Source organism: Chryseobacterium formosense, from assembly GCF_900116415.1.
GTDB classification, from domain to species: Bacteria; Bacteroidota; Bacteroidia; order Flavobacteriales; family Weeksellaceae; genus Chryseobacterium; species Chryseobacterium formosense.
The window spans coordinates 1-14,919 of record NZ_FPAP01000006.1 but is presented as its reverse complement, the minus strand read 5'-3'; the positions used below and the strand labels follow the sequence as shown (position 1 = coordinate 14,919).

The following is a 14,919-nucleotide window of genomic DNA, read 5'->3' as shown; positions in this document are numbered from 1 at the left end:
TTAGCTCTTGTTTTGGTTCGTTACATATCGTACATTTTGATAAATATATCGCTCCTATATTTACAAATTGAATCAACTTTAATCACTTTAGCATTTGCTATATGATCTGGGGTCATTATAGGTCTATGCGTTAAGAATAGTTTCAAAATCTCTTTTTCGTAGACAGTATCTTTTTTAGTCATATATTTTTCACAAAGACAATTTCCCACATCTACCACAGCATTATTTAAATAATAAAAATCTGGTTTTTTTAAAACTTTTGAATAATAAACTCCCTCACAATCCAAAATCTTAATTTTTCTCTCAAAATCATTTGTGAAAATAAAAAGCATTACTATTCCAAAAACCAAAAAGAATAAAATAGTTAAAGTTATTTTTAATGCCTTCATTTTTACTTATTTACTCATAAGCTTCCAAAGCTCATTTATTACTTCTTTATCGTCAAAATGATGTTTTACACCATTGATTTCTTGATAATTTTCATGGCCTTTTCCGGCTACGAGAACAATGTCTTTGGGCTCGGCAAACTTTATGGCCATTTTTATCGCTTCTCTTCTGTCGGGAATCGAAGTGTATTTGCTGAAGTTCTGAGGTTCAACGCCCGCTTCAATTTCCTTGATAATTGCAGCCGGATCTTCCGTTCGAGGATTGTCTGAAGTGATAATTGCTAAAGTTGATTTCTTTGTAGCAATATTTCCCATTTCAGGTCTTTTTGCGTGATCTCTGTCTCCACCACAACCGAAAACGGTAATCAGTCTTTCGTTTTTCGTTCTGATGTCGTTGATGCTGTCTAAAACATTTTCCAGCGCATCTGGAGTGTGGGCATAATCGACGATGAAGAAAATTCCGCCATCGGATTTGAAGGTTTCAAATCTTCCGGAAACTCTTTTCAATCTGCTGATTGCCTGAAGAATTTCGTCCTCTTCAAAACCTAATTCAGCAGCAATTCCAAACACCAATAGCAAATTGTAAACATTGAATTTACCCGTTAAAGTTGTCCAGAATTCTTTCCCGTTAAAGTTTAAAAGCATTCCGTTGAAATCAACTTCCAAAAGCCTTCCGTGGTAATCTGCCATCGTTTTCAAAGCATAAGATTTTTTCTTTGCTTTGGTATTCTGAAGCATCACGTTTCCGTTTTTGTCATCAACATTGGTAATGGCAACAGCTTCATCATTTAATTCATCAAAAAATCTTTTTTTTGTTTTTAAATAATCATCAAACGTTTTATGATAATCTAAATGATCGTGGGTAAGATTGGTAAACCCAGCTATTTTGAAATGTAAACCTTCGATTCTGTTTTGGGAAATTCCGTGTGAACTTACTTCCATGAAAGCAAACTCACATCCTGATTCAACCGCTTTAGCCAAAATCTGATTAATCGTAATCACATCCGGCGTAGTATGTGTCGCAGGAATTATTTCTTCTCCGATTCTGATTTCTACTGTAGAAAGCAGCGCCGAATTATAGCCTAAATTTTTAAAAACATCAAACAGTAAAGTAGAAACAGAAGTCTTACCATTTGTTCCTGTAACGCCGATTAATTTTAGTTTTTCAGAAGGATTTCCGTAAAAATTGGACGCCAGATGTGCCAAAGCTTTTGATGAATCTTTTACTTTGATGTAGGTAATGTTTTCATCCAAATTCTCCGGTAAATCTTCACAAACAATTGTTTTTGCTCCTTTCTCAATCGATGATGCAATAAATGAATGTCCGTCTGCAACTGTTCCTTTCACTGCGATATACAATGAATTTTCTGAAACTTTTCTGCTGTCGAAAACCAATGCAGAAACCTCACGGTTGTTTTCACCATGACTTTCTAAAACCGGAATTCTGTTTAATAAATCATTTAATTGCATTTTCTGATGCTTTATATTTTATTATTTTTTTTATAATAGGATTTCATCCTATTCTTTATTAAGCCGTCCTTTCAGGACTATTTTTTAATTCTGCAGAGATAAATAAATCCTCTGATTTTTACTTATTGTTGTGCCTTCGAGAGGGAACTGTTCTTTAATTCTTCCCACTCCTTTATAATCAACCCGATAACCTAAATTCTCTAATTGTGGAATCACGTTTTTACCGATTAATCCCACAACACTTGGCATTTGCTTGTTGTTAACAGTAACTTTTACGTTTGGTTCAACCATTTTATTAAGATTGACCTTTTTGTCAACAAGCATTTCTTTCTCAATATTTTGAGGTGTTTTCAAGAAAGTTTTACCTGCAATTTCTTTAAACACCGGCGCTGAAACCGTTCCTCCGTAGAATCCTTTCGCCGTATTGGGCTCACTGATCATTACATAACAAGTATATTTCGGATTATCAGCCGGATAAAATCCTGCAAATGAAGATCTGTATTTCATCGGACCAGGCAACCAATATTCAAATCTTGCGGTCCCTGTTTTTCCTGCCATTTTTAAATTGGGTGTGAAAATACTTCTTCCGGTTCCTTTTTCAACTGCTTTCGTTAAGGCATCGGTCATCATTTTCAAAGCTTTTTCGGAAGCCATTTTTTTAACCATGACCTGAGTCTGGGCTTCAAAAGTAACTTTCCCGTTTTGCATGATCTTATCAATGAAAAGAGGCTTCACCATTTTACCTTTGTTGGCAACACCATTATAAAAAGTGGCTAACTGAAGCAGATTAATATTGGTAGAATATCCGTAACCGATTGATGCTAAAGTTGCGGCGTTCCATCTTTTATGTTTTGGAGTTAAAACTTTCGGCTTAGTAATTCCCGGAAGTTCAATATCCATTTTATCGAATAATTTCCATCTTCTTAGATGATCTAAGAAAATTTCAGGTTTGTCGGCATAATATTTTGTAATCAATTTAGCCGTACCAACGTTACTTGATTTTGCTAAAACATCAGAAATATCATAAGTTCCGCCTCCGTGACCGTCTGTAATTCTCTGTTTTGCATACACCCAAATTCCGTTTCCTACATCTACTGTTGTATTTTCATCAATAAAACCATCATCCATTGCGGCTAAAAGTGAAACAACTTTGAATGTTGATCCCGGCTCGATATTATCTTTTATTGCATAATTGTAGGCATCAACATAATTTCCTTCGTCATCTCTTCTAAGATTAACCATAGCACGAACTTTCCCGGTTTCTACCTCCATCACGATCACTGTTCCATGCTTCGCTTCGAAATTGATCAGCTGCTTTTGTAATGCCGAATGTGCAATATCCTGAATTCTAAGATCTAAAGTCGTGTAAACATCCTGTCCGTCAACCGGCTCGCTTACTTTCCAATAGTCGATCGGCTTCCATTGGGAAGAGTTTACTCTTTGCTCCAGTCTGCTCCCGTCAATTCCAGTTAAATATTTTGAAAATGCCCCTTCAAGTCCTGCTTTAGCGACACCATTGTCGATTCCTATGGTTCCGGAACCGATTTCTGAGGTTGCCAATTCACGTTTGTAGTTTCTGTCAACGATAAATCCGCCTTTATTTTTACCTCTTTTAAAAATCGGGAACTTTCTGATTCTGTCGTACTGATCAAAATCAAGTCCTTTTACCAAAGAATAGTATTGGTTTTTATTCTTTTTCTGCTCATCAAATCTTTTTCTGAAATCTGCTCTTGATTTTCCGAACATTTTGCTCAAAGAATCGGTAAGTGCACCGATGTTATTGCTGTAAACCGTATCTTTTATCGTTTTAAAATCAAGATAAATGTCATAACGCATCACCGTTGTTGCCAAAATCGATCCGTCTGAAGCGAATAAGTTTCCACGGGCTGCTTTCAGAGTGGCTGTACGGTAATTATTATTGATATAATCATCTTTGATCTCCTGTACATTGGTATTCTGAAGTATAACAATTCTTGCCAAAAACATCACAAATACGCATAAAGCAACTGTTGCGAAAAGGTATCCCCATCGCAATGTTTTCTTTCTTTTGTTATCGTAATCATTTTGTTTTTGCATCGGTACTGTCCAATTTTATTAACAATTTGTGCGGGTGACTCTCTAAAGTCATGAGTGAATCTGAGGCAACTTCTTTTCCGAGTTCAGATTCCATTTTTACTTTGATCAGCTTACTTTGTGCGTAAGCGTTTCTTGATTTGTATTCTTCCGTTTCTTCTTTTAAGGCATTGACAATTTTTATTTTTTTGTTGACTAAATGATTGCTGTAAATCATGGCCATCATCAAAACAAACAACAGCAGGAAGTATTTGTAATACAACTTGATCTCATCCCTGTTAAGGAAGTTCCCTTTTATAATATCTATAAAAGTGAGTTTCTTCTGAGGTTTGTATGTTGTTCTTTTTGCCACAGACTTTGTCTGATTTATTTTTTAAATATTGTTATTGACCACCCCGTCAAAAATTCTTTCGAATTTTTGCCACCCCTCCTTTGGAGGGGAATTTTACAAGCTGTGATTTTATCACACTTTTATTCCTGTTCTCATTTTTGCGCTTCTCGCTCTTGAGTTTTCTTCAATCTCCTTATTATCAGGAATAATTGCTTTGCTCTTTACAAGTTCAAATGCTTTTTTATAATTTCCGTAAATGTCTCTTTCGGGTTCCCCTTCAAACATTCCGTTTTTCAAAAATCTTTTTACCAGACGATCTTCAAGAGAGTGATAAGAAATGACCACCAATCTTCCTCCCGGTTTTAAGATATTATAAGACTGAACCAGCATTTCTTTCAAAACCTCCAGCTCCTGATTGACTTCTATTCTTATTGCCTGAAACAACTGTGCATAAAATTTATTTACTTTATGTGGCGGAAGATAACTGAAGAGTTTTTTTAAATCTTCTGTTGTTTCTATCGTTTTGGTTTTTCTGTGGTGAACGATGTCACGAGCCAATTTTCTTGCTTCTCTCAATTCACCGTAATAATAAAAGATATCTGCTAAAGCTTCTTCGTCATATTCATTGATGACTTTTTTAGCATCAAGACTTTGCATGACATTCATTCTCATATCAAGCGGCGCATTGCTTCTTGTAGAAAAACCTCTATCTGCTTCATCGAACTGATGAGAAGAAACGCCAAGATCAGCTAAAATTCCGTCAACCTGAGAAACGCCATACATCAGTAAAGAGTTTTCAAGAAATCTGAAATTTTGATTGATTAAAGTAAACTTAGGATCATCCAGTTTATTTTCGAGCGCATCCAAATCCTGATCAAATGCGAATAGCTTTCCGTTTTCGGAAAGTCTGCTTACGATTTCACGTGAATGTCCGCCGCCGCCAAATGTGCAGTCCACATAGATTCCGTCCGGATTCGTCACCAAATCATCCACACTTTGCTTCAATAAAACGGGGTTGTGATACATGCTATTTGTGCTTATTTTAATTATTCTTCATCAAAAGCTCCCATTACATCTTCTGCAAGACTTGCAAAATCGTTTTCGTTGGTTGCTATTACTTTTTCGTATGCTTCTTTATCCCAAATTTCAAAAAGTTCTCCTGCACTTGTCACCACAATATCTTTATGTAAGTTGGCAAAATGGGTAAGGTCTTTTGAAATCTGCAGTCTTCCTGCTCCATCCAGCTCCACGGTTTTCACTCCGGCTGTAAACATTCTTATAAAATCAGCATTTTTCTTGATGAATCTGTTTAGTTTGTTAATCTTACCCATCAGTTTATCCCATGCTTTCATCGGGTAAACTTCAAGACACGGTTGAAACACAGAACGCTTTACCACAAAGGTTTTATCCTCAAAATCCTCCATCTGCTTAATCAGCGATGAAGGCACTTTAAGGCGACCCTTGTCGTCTATTTTGCACTCATATGTTCCAATGAAATTTCTCATTTGGGACAAAATTAGAAATATTTTTCCAAAACTTCCCACTTTTTCCCACTTTTTGACTTAATGTTAATAAGTTTTGATTACAACTGATAATCAATGACATAAATCTTTGAGATAAAATAAGAAGAAGATCTATTTATTCATCGCATAGCAAAAAGATTTTTAAAATTTTACACCACAATGGTTTTATTATATTATTTTTAGTTTAAATTAGATATATCAAAATATTTTTGGTGTTTAATTTGTATTTTTGCAAGGCTTATACAGGCACTTATGAGATTTAGTACAAAAAAAGAAAAGAAATACAACTTTATAGAAGCTGGAGAAGGCCACCCGCTTGTGCTTTTGCACGGGTTAATGGGTGGATTGAGTAATTTTGATAAAATGGTGAATTTTTTTTCAGAAAAAGGTTTTAAGGTATATGTGCCTCAATTGCCGATCTACGATTTGCCCGTACTCAATACCAATCTCACCACTATAGCGAAGTATGTAATTAAATTTATAGAAACCAATATTGGCAAACCGGTTACCATTGTAGGAAACTCTATGGGTGGTCATGTTGGTTTAATATTAACTTTGGCAAGACCTGATCTGGTTCAGAATCTTGTTCTTACCGGAAGCTCCGGTTTATACGAAAGAGCTTTTGGTGACAGTTTTCCGAGAAAAAACGACCGTTCCTATATCAGAAAAAAAGCAGAAGAGGTTTTTTATGATCCTTCAGTAGCAACCGAAGATTTAGTAGATGAAGTTTTCAGTGTTGTAAATGACCGTATGAAAGGAATTAAAACGGTAATGTTGGCAAGAAGTGCCATCAAACACAACATGCTGAATGATCTTCCTAAAATCTCAAGACCAACCTGTCTGATCTGGGGAAAACAGGATAATGTAACACCACCTGAAGTTGCAGAAGACATGCACAAGTTTATACCAAACTCAGATTTGTTCTGGATCGATAAATGCGGACATGCTGCAATGATGGAAAAGCCAGATGAATTCAACGAAATTCTTTACAACTGGGTAAAAGATAAAGTATAATAGATAAACCATTAAGAGATTCTTAATGGTTTGTTTTTCTAAATAAAAATCAATAAAATGGTTATAAAAACAGCAACGTTTGTAAAAAGCAGCGGAAAATGGCAGGAATGCCCCGAACCGAATATGCCGGAATATGCATTCATCGGAAGATCAAACGTAGGAAAATCTTCACTGATCAATGCGATGATGAATCATAAAGATTTAGCAAAAACTTCGGGTACACCGGGAAAAACGCAGCTTATCAATCATTTTTTAGTAAATGAAAACTGGTATCTCACCGATTTACCGGGTTACGGATATGCAAAAGTTTCTAAAGTTCAGCGAAAGGATTTTGAAAAGCTAATTACTAATTATATTCTCAACAGAAGAAATCTTGTGAATCTTTTTGTTTTGATAGATTCTCGTCACAGTCCGCAAAAGATCGATCTGGAATTTATCCAATGGTGCGGCGAGAGCGGTGTTCCCTTTTCTATTGTCTTCACAAAAGCAGATAAACTGAAACCCAATGTTGCCATTCAAAATGTAGAAGCCTATAAAAATGAACTTTTAAAAACCTGGGAAGATCTTCCTGAAACTTATTTAACTTCAGCAGAAAAGAAAGAAGGATGTGAAGAAATTTTAAATTTTATTCAGACCACCAACGAGTTTTTAGAAAATAACAGTGTAAGTTTTGATGAGTAATATAATCTGGAAAATAAAAAGTTTTGATGAATTAACCGTTCCTGAATTTCACGAAATCATCAAAGCGAGAATTGATGTTTTTGTAGTGGAACAAGATTGCCCTTATCCCGATCTGGATGGTTACGATGAAAAAGCGATTCACCTTTGGGCAGAACAGGACAATCGCATTTTAGCATACTGCAGAATTTTTGATAAAGGAATTAAATATAATGAAACTTCTATCGGAAGAGTTTTAACTTCGGAAAAAGGAAGAGGAAAAAATTTAGGCAAACAATTAATTCAATATGCCGTTGAAACGATAGAAAACAGATTTAAAACTTCAGAAGTAAGAATTTCTGCCCAGGATTATCTGTTGAAATTTTATTCTTATTTTGGTTTTCAAGATACCGGAAAAAAATATCTGGAAGACAATATTCCGCACACAGAAATGTTCAGAAAATAATAAAAAAGAGTTTCAAATCCATGAAACTCTTTTTTATTTGAATCAGCAAAGGTTGTGTTTCATGGCAAAAAGAACCAAGCCAACCCTGTTTTTGATATCGAGTTTAATAAAAACCGAATCTCTGTAGCCGTCAATTGTTTTTGGGCTGAGAAACATTTTATCGGCAATTTCTTTATAGGTAAGTTCACTGCAGGCAAACTTTATAAATTCTATTTCCCGTTCTTTAAGCTCAGAAAGAAGAGACTGGTTTTTTAAATCTTCTGTCTTCACTTTGAGAAGTTTCTGGGCAACAAAATCGGTATAAAAACTTCCTTTTTCAAAGACCGTATCGATTGCCTGAAATAATATTGATGGCTGCATATCTTTCAGTAAATATCCTTTTGCACCGGCTTTTAGCATTTTTATCAAAACTTTTTCGTCATCTTCCATTGTCAATGCAATTACTTTGATGTCGGGATGATTTTCAGAAAGCCATTCTGTGGTTTCTATTCCGTTTTTAAAAGGCATATTGATGTCCATTAAAACGACAGCAGGCAAATCGGCCGTCTTTTCTAATGCTTCGATAAAATCTTCACCATTGGGATGATTCATCACGACTTTGTATTGTGGGTTTTCGGCGATCATATTTTCCAATGCTTTTGACATTAGTGTATGATCGTCAACTATTGCGATAGGGATTGTTTTCATGGCTGATTTTTGTAATAAATAATGGATGTCTGTGTACCTTTATCAATCTCGGAACGGATGGAAAATTCTGCGTGTATGATTTTCGCTCTCAGTTCCATATTTTTAAGTCCGGATCCGTCTTTCACGGTTTGGGTGTCAAACCCTTTCCCGTTGTCATTAATCTTAATGCTTAGCATTTGTTGACCGTCTTCTAGTTCTATAGAAACATTTTTAGCTCTGGAATGTTTAAGAATATTGTTAATGCTCTCCTGAATAATCCTGAACAAAATGAGACCGTGTTTTGGCGAAATATCGATATCATGTTTTTGGGTAATCAGTTCTATTTTAAGCAACCTCAGCTTGCGGATTTTATTTATTTCTCGTTCTAAAGATTCAATTAATCCGAAATGAATAACCTGCTCTGTAATTAAAGTTTTAGACAGATCACGAATATCCTGAATGCATTCGCCTAATAATTCGTTTAATTCGATCAACTCTTCCTTTTCTGAATCCTTCATTTTGGCGATCAGTTGGTTTTGTCTTAAACGAACGACAGAAAGTTTTTGCCCTAAGTCATCGTGTAATTCCTGACCGATGTAATTCAACGTCTGCTCTTTCATTTCGATTTGCGAAGTAGCCAGTTCCTTTTCAAAACGCATGTCTTTTTCTTTTTGCCTGATCAGCAATGTCGTTTTTTTCTGAATGAAAATCACATAAACGAAAATCATCGTTAAAACAATGATAAACAATGTTATCGTAAAAACAATGACCATATTGTTTTCTTCCATGCTTTAAAATCTGACTTGTTTAATTTTATCCTGTTTTGTCCAAAAGAGTCCTATTGCAATAATTATATTGCTGATAAGGTTTAATAAAAATAGAATAAAAAAATATATATCCTGTGAAACAGAAGTCCTGAAATAGAAAATCGGGATAATACCAATATAAAAAATCAGAAGACCTACCGAAATCCAGAACGGCAGATAGTTTTTAATTTCAAATATTTTGTCTGAATTAAAGGTCTGATACAAAAATAATAGGATGGAAAATGTTAATAAAAGAATATTTATATACAGCATATTGAACGAAAAATGCTCAAATAAGCTTTTATCTACATAAGACATTGCCAAAATACTGAGAACAAAGCAAACGAGAATAAAAAACTGTATTTTTTTTAGCACTTGAGCAGAAAGAAGCTTCATATAGTATAACAGATAAAGGAAAAACACGATCGTGATACAAATTGTGTAAAATCTTTCTGTGCTCAAGCTCGTTAGCTTATGGTAGTAATAGAAAAAGAAATCAGTTAATGATAATAAAATATATCCGGCGAAGAAAAAGAAATTCACTTTTTCTATCTTTCTGTATTTTATGATAATTAAAATCATCATGATGACCAAAATCACCATTGAGATCTGCTTCCCTATTTCTACATTCCAGGTCATAACTGTTATTTAATTCATTGTATTTGTAAGTGAATTCGGTGGTGGCGAAAGATTGGTCATATTCATCGGCTGAATATTTTCTACATCCTGATTCTCATCCGTGATAACACCTCTTCTTTGTCGACTGCTAATAGAATCCTGAGTCATTTTTGATGTAGGCATTAAAAAAACAGTCTGATACCCCGCAAATTCCGGTTTTGCCATTCTGTTTTGGGGATGATTTTCAGGATATTTACCCAAATAAATTCGTATTCCCACATCTTTCAGGTTCTGTTTATCAGCATTTGCTTTTACATACTGAATGTAGCTTTCCATCTCTTCCAGAGAAAACCAATACCAACGCGAATCGGGATTCCCGTTTCTGGCTTGGGTAAGGATCATGTTGTTGGTTCTGGAATATTCATCAAAAAGAACACGTGCTTCTTCTTTTGTAATCAGTTTACTTTTATAAGCATCACTTATCGGAGGTTCCGGTGGCGGAGGTGTACAGCGAATAGCAACCAAAGAAAGAGCAGCCAACAAAAGCACATTCATAAACGAACTTAAATTCTTAAACATAATTGGAGTTTTCATTTTTTTAATTTTATAAGGTTTTGTAACAAAAGTAGTTATAAGACCAAATATAAAAAAGAGGAAAAACAATGTTTTTTGATTTTAGCATTTTGTTGAATAAAAAAAGACTGTCTCGGTAGTGAGACAGCCTATTTTTTTTATTTGCCACACGATGCAATCGTGCGGGAGCGAGGTGTAAAAGTAAAAACCTATTCTCCTCTTTTCGGTATCTCGCCTGTTACTCAAAAAGATGCTTATAAGAAAGATCCTCGAAATGAGTTTGTTTTTAAACTTTCGGAGTAGAATTTTGAATTGATACTTAAAAAAAATAAAAGAGTTGAATGTTTGCATATTTGCTACTATCGATGCTTTTATTATAGCTTCTAAACTTAAAAATATAAAACACAAAGCCCTCGCAAGTTGCGAGGGTTTTTATTTATCTCCCACACGATAAAATCGTGCGGGAGCGGGAGGGCGTTGCCATTTTGCATTCAGTATTATAAATGTAGAGTGGTATCATTTCGATTATATACGATAATTCTATCTTCCTTATTAGGAGTGTTGAATAATATCATTCTCCACTGATTATTAATACTGGAAAGGTTTAATCTAATATTATTAATTAATTGGTACCATCCTGCCGTTTCCTCGTTAAATTTGAAAGCACCTTCATTTGTATGGATTTCTAAGAACATAGTACTGGTGTCAAAAAGCAAAACATTGTAAGCAATTATAAAATTTATATCCTTCCATTTTATAAAATCTTGTGTTTTTAGATTTTTAACATAAAAGCCATCGTTTTCAAATTTAAAAATTCCATCATCTGAAAAGTATGTGTCTGATTCGTCATAATTTCTAAAAGGATATTTTTTTATATAATTTAAAATTTCCAATTGTCTTATTAAAAGCATTATAAAAACTGTGACTATTATATAAAATAAAATCCAAAATATAATATGACCCCATCTAATTATTAAGAAAAAAGATAAAAATGTTAAAATTAAACTTACTGTTAAATAAACTTTTATATGTTTCATTTTACTTAATGTAATTCAATTATTACTCCTTTTCCCATTCTGGCATATTTCCTAAAATTTGAACATTAAATATTTTGTCATATCCTGCCTGTTTGTAGAAAAACAATGTGATTTCTAATGGTGGTTTTGAACTATGATTATAAACAATATATTTAACATATTTTTGATTACTCCCCATTACTACCGTATCTTTTACTGTTATTTTTGATAAAGTTTGATTAGTTTCTAATTTTCTATAGTTTCTATTTAAAAACGCTAAATCATACGAATAAACTGCATCAAAACCTGCGTTATCAAAATCTCCCATTAATTTTAGATATGATTCAAAATCTTTTTCTTTTACAAATTTCCAATATTTTACGACAGTTTCTTTTATTTGCTCTTCATCTTTCTTTTGTTGATTTACACAACAACTGATGCTGAAAAAAATGAGCAGTATTAATATACATTTAATTACCTTCATTGTTGCTGAATATTTTTTACCTATTATTTATTTCTGTTTGTTTAATTTGCTCTTGTGTTGGACGAATCTTTATGTTATTAGAATTTAATATTGATGTTCCATTTTGAATGATAAGCCCATTCTGAGTATCTGTTCCTGGAGGTAAGGTTCCATCAAAAACAAAATTAGTTACATCATTTCTGGTTTGGGTGTTCATATTTATTCCACTAGAATTTACTAAATCAATCGCTTTATCCATCGTTGTAGCTTGCTTTTCAATAGAGTTTATATCTTTTACAGCATTTACATAATCATTTGTACTTTTTATTGCTTCGGGAATATCCAAACCCATTTTTACATTTTTGACTACTTCTTTTATGCCACTAAATCCTTTAGTTACCTTATCAATACCTTTATCATATATTTTTGTCCAAATATTAGTCGGTCGATCATCTCCTCTAACGCTTTCCATTTTTGCATCAGAACCAGTTGCCCCGTTGTATCGATAAGAGTTAAGCTTTAGCCCGGTTGTACCATCTGTAATTCTTGCACCATTAGGATTGTATCCACTTGTCGTTAATCCAATATCTCCTGCTCTGAAAGATGGCCTTCCAAAGGAATCTCTTTGTGTGATAGGAGCTTGTTTAACGGTCATTTGATTTCCTTTAATTGCAAAATAACCAGAATGATGCGGTAACAATTCTAATCCTTCCAATTCAATGCCCATTCCCATTTTATTTTCTTGGATGGCATAAGTGCTATTATATGGAAACTTTTCTGATAATGGGTCTAACTGAATAAATCTTCCCACATCGGGCATATACTCTCGATATTTAAACGAGTAAAAACCAGTCTCCTGTAACTCTTGTCCTTGATACTTATACTGGTAACCCGGGTTTCCTGCCAGTGCATTATACCCTTCATGCTTCAATCCAAAAGGATAATAGTTGTTTTCTTCAAGAACTTCTACGCCGCTGCCATTGTGAAAATAACTCAATCTTGTATTTCCCAAATGGTCTGCATAGTTGTAAATATACTTATTTTTCACAAAATCATAGTAGCCTTCTGAGGTAGGTACAAACTGTAATGATGTAATCAATCCTGCACTTCCACCTTTTGGTCCTCCCAAGCTTAAACCTTGCCCTTCATATTGAAAACCATCTAGGTATTCAGTAGTTTTGGTTTCTAGCTGTGTTGCTGTCCCCCAAGGATCATAAGGAGCATATTTGTATGTCTTTTTTAATTTTACTCCATCCGCCCGGTATAAATAATTGAGATTGTTTCTAATAACTCCCGATCTTAGGGACAATCCTTCATTAAACATGGTATAATTCGGAAGATTCAAAAAGTTATAATCGATCTGCAAGATCCCTCTGTCTTCATGCTTTTTCATATTTCCGTTCAGGTCATATGTAATTGCAATTCCTGAAGTATCAGGATAGCCTCTGTAGTCTTGGGAACTATCTGTAACGGTGATTAATCTGTTGCTTTGGTTGTTGTTTTCATACACATAGCTAAGATTATCAATCGTCGAAGCGAAAGCATTTCCGTCTTTTGAGGCTGATCTTTTTAAATTGGTAATATTTCCATTCAGATCATAATCAATCTTCTCAAAATATTCTTTTGCTGTGGGATTATCATCACGCTGATAAAATCCTGCTCTCAATCTGTTTAAGCCATCATAAACATAACTATATCTTCTTAAATTATCGCCTACAGTCGTATTGGTTCGCCAGTCTACTTCTGCAATATTTCCGTTATATTTTGGCTGTACCAAAAGTCCCGAGAAATCATTATTCGGCATTTGTTGACCTTCGACCTGGTTATATTTTATTTTATATCCGAACAAATCACCTCCACTTAAATCATTCGGATCATTAATCCCAGTCATCCATCCTCGGATGTTGTACTTATAATCTACTGTTTGAAGTCCGTTTCCTGCGCTTGTACCTCCAACTTTCTTACTTTTCAGCTGTGAAAGTTCATTGTATTCGTTTTGGGCTAAATATTCCACAGCATTACCGTCAACCTGATGCGTGTGTTCTAACACCCTGTTTTGATGATCATACGTGAAATTTTCTGTAATCAAACGTTCAACATCGGTATCAAGCCTCTTATGCCTTGTTACAACCTGTTTCGGAGTTCCCGAAAAGTCAAGCTGGGATTCTGTCTTCGTGTAACCTCCCAAATGATTGATCGAATGGGTTGCAATGGCTCTTCCTTTATTGTCGTACCAGGTGTAGTTCTTCGTCCAGTTATCGTCTTCTATGTTTTTTACATAAGAAGCTACAGGTAAACTTTTGGTATTTACGTTTTGCGTAAAATTATCCGTGATTGCTGCATTGCCTGGAAGTGTTGGGGTAAAACCTGGTGTTCCTGCCGGATAGGTGTCATAATAATTGACAGACAGAACATGATTGATGGCGGTAGGATATGCATTATTTCCGTAATAGATCTGAATACCGTTTTTACTAAAACCTATAGAGCTTCTTTCTTCCGTAAGAGGTGTTCCAACACCGCCATGATAATCGGCTGCATCCTGAATATCTTTTCTGATGTATGTGTTTCCGATACCTGCTATTGCCGTATAAATAACGCGTGAAAATTTGTCATATCTTGTTAGCAGCCAATCTCCTGAAGGTCTCATATTGGCATCCTGAGTCAGAATTAATCGATCAGCCTTATCATACACCATATATTCCCAGCCTTTTCCCGGAAGCTTCTTTTCCACCAGACGGTTTCTGCCGTCGTAACGATATTGATAGCAAAGATTATTAAGTGTGGTTTCGTCAAGTGAAGCAATTGAAGCCAAAGGCGGAATAACAAAGGCAAGCTGGTTATATTCATTATAAACATA

Annotated in this window: 16 protein-coding genes; 3 read left to right on the top strand and 13 right to left on the bottom strand. The window is 34.6% G+C overall.

Annotated elements, in window-relative coordinates:
• Positions 1 to 20: 20 nt before the first annotated feature.
• The 6 genes from BM371_RS18280 to mraZ all read right to left on the bottom strand — a co-directional run bounded on the left by BM371_RS18280 (position 21) and on the right by mraZ (position 5,765).
• A complete protein-coding gene (locus tag BM371_RS18280; RefSeq protein WP_034677533.1) occupies positions 21 to 389 on the bottom strand; it encodes a hypothetical protein in 369 nt (122 codons plus the stop codon).
• A gap of 6 nt (positions 390 to 395) precedes the next feature.
• Complete coding sequence (locus tag BM371_RS18275; RefSeq protein WP_034677532.1) at positions 396 to 1,856, bottom strand: UDP-N-acetylmuramoyl-L-alanyl-D-glutamate--2,6-diaminopimelate ligase; 1,461 nt, start codon at positions 1,854 to 1,856, stop codon at positions 396 to 398.
• A gap of 84 nt (positions 1,857 to 1,940) precedes the next feature.
• Positions 1,941 to 3,932 carry a penicillin-binding transpeptidase domain-containing protein gene (locus tag BM371_RS18270; RefSeq protein WP_034677531.1) on the bottom strand — a complete coding sequence of 664 codons (1,992 nt, stop codon included), beginning with the start codon at positions 3,930 to 3,932 and terminating at the stop codon, positions 1,941 to 1,943.
• Positions 3,916 to 4,281, bottom strand: a complete 366-nt coding sequence (locus tag BM371_RS18265; RefSeq protein ID WP_034677529.1) for an FtsL-like putative cell division protein — start codon at positions 4,279 to 4,281, stop codon at positions 3,916 to 3,918. Before BM371_RS18265 ends, BM371_RS18270 begins: the two co-directional genes overlap by 17 nt.
• 111 nt (positions 4,282 to 4,392) lie before the next feature.
• A complete protein-coding gene (gene rsmH, locus BM371_RS18260) occupies positions 4,393 to 5,286 on the bottom strand; it encodes a 16S rRNA (cytosine(1402)-N(4))-methyltransferase RsmH (RefSeq protein WP_034677527.1) in 894 nt (297 codons plus the stop codon).
• Between the two features lie 20 nt (positions 5,287 to 5,306).
• Positions 5,307 to 5,765 carry a division/cell wall cluster transcriptional repressor MraZ gene (mraZ, locus tag BM371_RS18255; protein ID WP_034677525.1) on the bottom strand — a complete coding sequence of 153 codons (459 nt, stop codon included), beginning with the start codon at positions 5,763 to 5,765 and terminating at the stop codon, positions 5,307 to 5,309.
• Positions 5,766 to 6,035: 270 nt separating this feature from the next.
• Between mraZ and BM371_RS18250 the strand changes: the two genes are divergently transcribed.
• The 3 genes from BM371_RS18250 to BM371_RS18240 are packed head-to-tail and all read left to right on the top strand — an operon-like array spanning position 6,036 to position 7,920.
• Positions 6,036 to 6,797, top strand: coding sequence for an alpha/beta fold hydrolase (locus tag BM371_RS18250; RefSeq protein WP_034677523.1), 762 nt, complete (start codon positions 6,036 to 6,038; stop codon positions 6,795 to 6,797).
• Positions 6,798 to 6,854: 57 nt separating this feature from the next.
• On the top strand, positions 6,855 to 7,478 hold the full coding sequence (gene yihA / locus BM371_RS18245; RefSeq protein ID WP_034677521.1) for a ribosome biogenesis GTP-binding protein YihA/YsxC: 624 nt from the start codon (positions 6,855 to 6,857) through the stop codon (positions 7,476 to 7,478).
• Entirely contained in the window at positions 7,471 to 7,920 is a 450-nt protein-coding gene (locus BM371_RS18240; RefSeq protein WP_034677519.1) for a GNAT family N-acetyltransferase, read from the top strand. The genes yihA and BM371_RS18240 overlap by 8 nt, the downstream gene beginning before the upstream one ends.
• A gap of 42 nt (positions 7,921 to 7,962) precedes the next feature.
• Here BM371_RS18240 and BM371_RS18235 read toward each other — a convergent pair whose 3' ends face one another.
• From BM371_RS18235 to BM371_RS18205, 7 genes are all read right to left on the bottom strand, one after another.
• On the bottom strand, positions 7,963 to 8,607 hold the full coding sequence (locus tag BM371_RS18235; RefSeq protein WP_034677517.1) for a response regulator transcription factor: 645 nt from the start codon (positions 8,605 to 8,607) through the stop codon (positions 7,963 to 7,965).
• Positions 8,604 to 9,374, bottom strand: a complete 771-nt coding sequence (locus BM371_RS18230) for a sensor histidine kinase (protein WP_034677515.1) — start codon at positions 9,372 to 9,374, stop codon at positions 8,604 to 8,606. Before BM371_RS18230 ends, BM371_RS18235 begins: the two co-directional genes overlap by 4 nt.
• A 3-nt stretch (positions 9,375 to 9,377) precedes the next feature.
• On the bottom strand, positions 9,378 to 10,031 hold the full coding sequence (locus BM371_RS18225; protein WP_065721315.1) for a hypothetical protein: 654 nt from the start codon (positions 10,029 to 10,031) through the stop codon (positions 9,378 to 9,380).
• Between the two features lie 9 nt (positions 10,032 to 10,040).
• Positions 10,041 to 10,604 carry a hypothetical protein gene (locus BM371_RS18220; protein ID WP_051882853.1) on the bottom strand — a complete coding sequence of 188 codons (564 nt, stop codon included), beginning with the start codon at positions 10,602 to 10,604 and terminating at the stop codon, positions 10,041 to 10,043.
• Positions 10,605 to 11,080: 476 nt separating this feature from the next.
• Positions 11,081 to 11,620: a hypothetical protein gene (locus BM371_RS18215; protein ID WP_034677510.1), complete on the bottom strand. Its 540-nt coding sequence runs from the start codon at positions 11,618 to 11,620 to the stop codon at positions 11,081 to 11,083.
• 22 nt (positions 11,621 to 11,642) lie between these two features.
• Entirely contained in the window at positions 11,643 to 12,083 is a 441-nt protein-coding gene (locus BM371_RS18210) for a hypothetical protein (protein WP_034677508.1), read from the bottom strand.
• 16 nt (positions 12,084 to 12,099) lie between these two features.
• Positions 12,100 to 14,919 (bottom strand): RHS repeat domain-containing protein (locus tag BM371_RS18205; RefSeq protein ID WP_317040916.1); only part of this gene is annotated, 2,820 nt, incomplete at its 5' end.